This is a genomic window from Flavobacterium aeripolare (assembly GCF_013294025.1).
Taxonomy (GTDB): Bacteria; Bacteroidota; Bacteroidia; order Flavobacteriales; family Flavobacteriaceae; genus Flavobacterium.
Genome location: NZ_JABSNL010000025.1, coordinates 1 through 4,872, shown reverse-complemented (window position 1 = coordinate 4,872; position 4,872 = coordinate 1). Strand labels below are relative to the sequence as shown.

The following is a 4,872-nucleotide window of genomic DNA, read 5'->3' as shown; positions in this document are numbered from 1 at the left end:
TCGCCACTTCTGCAAGCCGCGACACGTTAGTAGAGATAACTCCTAAGTGGTCGATATTGCTGAGCTTATCTATAATCAATAAGTAAATATTTAGAGAATATTTACACAAAAAATCCCCTTAGCTTTGTTAAAAAATCACTTTGAAAATTAGCTACGGATACCAATTATGGAAGATATGGTAGAAGCTGTTTATGATATAGTTTATGGCAAATTTCTCTTTTTAAAAAAGCCTGGCGATAAAATACATTTTAAGCAAGATTGTTTATGTTTAAGAGAAAATAAATGATTCCAAATTTTGTTGGAATGCAATAGCAACGGCATATTAGTAATGGTTACTGTGGGTTATTTACAAGCGTGTCTCTACCTCTACTAACAGCGGTTTGCATAAATGGCGAAATATGTGGTAAATTCACGTTTATCTTTCGCAAGAAATTTTATCTTAGCCGAAAATAATCGGTTACGAATTTCGCCACTTCTGCAAGCCGCGACACGTTACCTGCAAGCTTAAAAAAAAAACAGATGCTACCTTACGAAAACTTAACGAAAAACCTCGGAAAAAGTCTGAATGATAATGAGTTTCAGTATTTTTTAAAAAATTATTTTTCAGACCTTACTGAATATAATATTTTAAAACATAATTATATTTGTTCAGAAAAAGCGGGAATAGAATTGGGATTTACAAATAATGATGCTGTTTATGATGACGATGAAGAAATAGTTCTTGAAGAGGGGAATCCAATATTCTCTCATTTCATTCTTTATCCAAAATCTTCATCTTTGATAATGAACTTACCTTACGGGTTAAATTTTGGAGATAATAGAACTGAAATAATAAAACTCGCAGGTATTCCTAATGAAACAAAAGAAGGTAATATTGCTATTTTTAATAAAAAGTTCCTTGTTGAAAACTACAAAGTAGGTGAATTGACTATTACATTTGATTATGATGCTAATTCAGAAAAAATTAATTCTATTCAATTTAGGAACAATAAACTATTGGAAAATACATAACGGAAAAAAAGCCAGCAGGTAACAGCGGTTTGCATAAATGGCGAAATATGTGGTAAATTCACGTTTATCTTCCGCAAGAAATTTTATCTTAGCCAAAAATAATCGGTCACGAAGTTCGCCACTTCTGCAAGCCGCGACACGTTGTAGGCAATTTAACCCGAAAAAACCTAAAAATTGAGAATTAACAAAATTACTATTGAGAATATAAAAGGTATTGATAAACACGAATACGAATTTTTATTAGAACCAAATAAACCAATTTTTTTTGTAGCTCCAAATGGATTTGGAAAATCTTCTTTTGGGATAGCATTTGATTCAATCATTGCTTCAAAAATTGAACTACACAAAAATCACTTACATAATAACAAAGATACAAACCTGCCAAAAATTCAAATAAATTGTATTGATAAAGGTAATAAATCTGTTTTAACAGCTGACTCAACTAAAAATGAAATCAATAACCAATTTGATGTTTTTGTTATCAATAGTAAATTAGTTGCTAAAGCAAAAATTGCGGATGTAAATGGCAAAAAAATAGCAAAACCTTCTCTTGAAATAAGTAAGACTCTATTAATTAATACTATTCCCCAAGAATTTCACTTTGACTACAATCCAAAAGATGAAAAAGAAAAGTTTGCGCCAATCCAAAAATTACCTAACAATATAACCGAACTTTTTTCAAACTTTTCTCTTCTGAATGAAATTGCCGAAAAAATTGATTTTTCTAAATTACGTCAAGTTAAAAAAATAGCATTATTAAAATCATTAACCGAAGAAATACTTTTACAAAATGGAACTACAAATAAAATTAAGAAATACATTTCCGATAATATTTTAAATAATATCCAAATCTCTGAAATTAACGAGATTTGTAACATATTAGAAACATATGATTTTCAATTCATTAAAGATAAAGTAGACCTTTTAACTACAGCTTTACAGATAATAAGTGTTGAAAACAGATTACAGGCAAACTTTAAAAAGTCTGTTAAATATCTTGAATACTTGACAGATAAGGCTGAATATGAAGAAATAATAAAATCAATAAACTCTACACGCTTTAAAATAAAGCCTATAATTGAAAACAGAAAAATGTTTATTGAATGGCCTAAAGCTCATAATATATCAAATGGACAAAGAGATATATTAACTTTTATAACACTTTTGGTTAAAGCTCGAAAAACTTTTAAAAAAGATAATTGTATCTTAATTATAGATGAAGTATTCGATTATTTAGATGATGGAAATTTGATTTCTTTTCAATATTATATTTCTGAATTTATAGAAAAGATGTCAAGTAGTAAAAACTTGTTTCCAATTATAATGACTCATCTAGACCCAAAATTTTTCAATCATTTTTGTTTTAATGACAGAAAAATGCAAGTATGTTATTTACAAAAAGTAAATACCAAAACAAGCAAAGAAATTTTAAAAATAGTTTATAATAGAGAAGAGCCAACCCTTAAAGATGAACTTGATAAACATTATTTTCATTATCATATTGACAAATCATCTGATTTAAGTACTGAATTTCAAAAACATAGCTTAAATAAAGATTGGGGAAATTGCACAGCTTTTCATTCAAAAATTTCTAGAGAATTACGAAGATATTTATTTGAAAACACACCTTATGACCCAATCGCAGTTTGTATAGCGTTAAGAGTAGAAATTGAAAAATTAGTTTATGAAAAATTAAAAAATCAAGTTTATCAAGATGAATTTATTAATTCTATACACGGAACTAGAAATAAACTAAATTTTTGCGTTGAAAAAGGACGTAAAATTCCTGAAGTATATTATTTGTTAGGAATAATTTATAATACTTCATTACATTTAAAACAAGGTCAAGATATACGAGTTCCTCTTTCAATAAAACTAGATAATATCAATATTAAACGTATGATAGAAAGTGTATTTATACCCAAATAAACTGCCTACAACAGCGGTTTGCAAAAATGGCGAAATATGTGGTAAATTCACATTTATCTTTCGCAAGAAATTTTATCTTAGCCGAAAATAATCGGTCACGAAGTTCGCCACTTCTGCAAGCCGCGACACGTTGGCAGTAATTGTGCCGAAAAACGTAGAAAACAACAAAAAGAAGAAAAATATGAAAAAAATGGTGCTTTTAATTGCCTTTATTTTAGTAAATAGTTATGCTTATTCTCAAGTAGATAAAGTTGATTTTGCTATTAAAAACTTAATGTTAAAAAATAAAATAATTGGTTTACAATTAGCAGTTGTTAAAAACAATAAAATAATTAAAACCAATAGTTATGGATTATCAAATATTCAAGATAATATAAAGGTTGACAATGAAACACTTTTCCCTATCAGTTCTATGACAAAAGTTTTTACTGGAGTTGCTATTATGCAATTAGTAGAAAGTGGTAAATTAAATTTGGAAGAACCAATTTCAAAATATTTAGACAGTCTTCCAATGACTTGGCAGAACATTAAAATAAAACAAATTGCAACTCATATTTCAGGAATTCCTGATGTTTTTGATAATGAAGGAAATTTAATGACAGAAAATAATGAAATTTCATTAAAAAAAGTAAAAGAATTACCAATTGAATTTAATTCTGGTGAAGAATTTAGATATAATCAAACTAATTATTTACTACTTGGAAAGATAATTGAAAAAATAAGTGGAAAAACATTTGAAAAATATATATCAGAAAATCAATTTGAAAAAGTAAAAATGATAAACTCTGCTAAAACTGGATTAACCGATTATTACGATATTGTAAATCACTCTGTAAAAGGATATTCATATTTTAGAACTGGAAAACTTACAAATATTTATGAACCAATTCCAATAAGTTTAAGACCAGCAGCAGGAATATCTTCAACTGCGACAGAAATTGCTAAATGGATAATTGCATTACAAAACTATAAATTAATAAATGAAGAAAACTTGAAAATACTTTGGGAACCAATAACTTTAAATGATGGTAAAACAGCTGGAATGAATAATTTTTTAAATGGATATTCATTAGGGTTTAATATGGTACTAAGAGATAAAAACCCTATAATTGGTTCAATGGGAGGTGTTCGTTCTGCATTTTTTATCTATCCAAAAAATAATGTTTCTGTTGTAATATTGACAAATTTACAAGGTTCACATCCAGAAAATTTTATTGAAGAAATAGCAAATTTATATATCACAGAAAAATAAACAACTACTGCCAACAGCGGTTTGCAAAAATGGCGAAATATGTGGTAAGTTCACGTTTATCTTTCGCAAGAAATTTTATCTTAGCCGAAAATAATCGGTTACGAAGTTCGCCACTTCTGCAAGCCGCGACACGTTAGCCGTAATGTTGCCCGTAGAAATCGTAAATTACTGAAAATCATAAATGAATAATAAAAAAAACAGCGAAAAAGATAATAAATATGTATTAGAACTAAAAGAATATATTTTGACTGCTGAAAGCAGAATGAAATATTCATTAGAAAGATTTGACATATTAATTATTTCTCTTTCGAGTGGTGGTTTAGTATTAGTTATGAATCTTTATACAAATTTTCCTTGCGCAACTAAAACAGTTATTAATATTGCTTGGTTATTCTTTTCAGTTGCTTTAATTGTAAATTTATTATCTCAAATAACAGGATATTACTCTAATAAATATGATTTGAAATTTTGTAAAAACGAAATAAAAATCACTGAAAATAAAAAATCAAAAAGAAAAATATTGAAAAACGAAGAGTTGATTATAATTCAAGATAAATTAGAAAAAGTACACATTAATTACACTAAAGTATTTTAGCCCCTTATAAGTTCAGAGTGATATTCTAAATTTCAAATAGTACATTTGAGATATGAAATACAAGAAATGGAGTTTAGAAGAGAAG

The 4,872-nt window shown here is 27.5% G+C and carries 4 protein-coding genes; all 4 read left to right on the top strand.

Annotation, left to right across the window (positions count from 1 at the left end; translation table 11 throughout):
• Window positions 1-519 precede the first annotated feature (519 nt).
• The 4 genes from HNQ00_RS16175 (at window position 520) to HNQ00_RS16160 (ending at window position 4,787) form a co-directional block, all read left to right on the top strand.
• Entirely contained in the window at window positions 520-1,011 is a 492-nt protein-coding gene (locus HNQ00_RS16175; protein ID WP_173839543.1) for a hypothetical protein, read from the top strand.
• 174 nt (window positions 1,012-1,185) lie between these two features.
• Window positions 1,186-2,940: a hypothetical protein gene (locus HNQ00_RS16170; RefSeq protein ID WP_173839542.1), complete on the top strand. Its 1,755-nt coding sequence runs from the start codon at window positions 1,186-1,188 to the stop codon at window positions 2,938-2,940.
• 181 nt (window positions 2,941-3,121) lie between these two features.
• Window positions 3,122-4,192 carry a serine hydrolase domain-containing protein gene (locus HNQ00_RS16165; RefSeq protein ID WP_173839541.1) on the top strand — a complete coding sequence of 357 codons (1,071 nt, stop codon included), beginning with the start codon at window positions 3,122-3,124 and terminating at the stop codon, window positions 4,190-4,192.
• A 181-nt stretch (window positions 4,193-4,373) separates the two neighbouring features.
• A complete protein-coding gene (locus HNQ00_RS16160; RefSeq protein ID WP_173839540.1) occupies window positions 4,374-4,787 on the top strand; it encodes a hypothetical protein in 414 nt (137 codons plus the stop codon).
• Window positions 4,788-4,872: the final 85 nt, after the last annotated feature.

What these genes read in the sequence shown, in the direction of transcription:
- HNQ00_RS16160 (WP_173839540.1), top strand. Translation starts at nt 4,374, where the DNA reads ATGAATAATAAAAAAAACAGCGAAAAAGATAATAAATATGTATTAGAA.
- HNQ00_RS16165 (WP_173839541.1), top strand. Translation starts at nt 3,122, where the DNA reads ATGAAAAAAATGGTGCTTTTAATTGCCTTTATTTTAGTAAATAGTTAT.
- HNQ00_RS16175 (WP_173839543.1), top strand. Translation starts at nt 520, where the DNA reads ATGCTACCTTACGAAAACTTAACGAAAAACCTCGGAAAAAGTCTGAAT.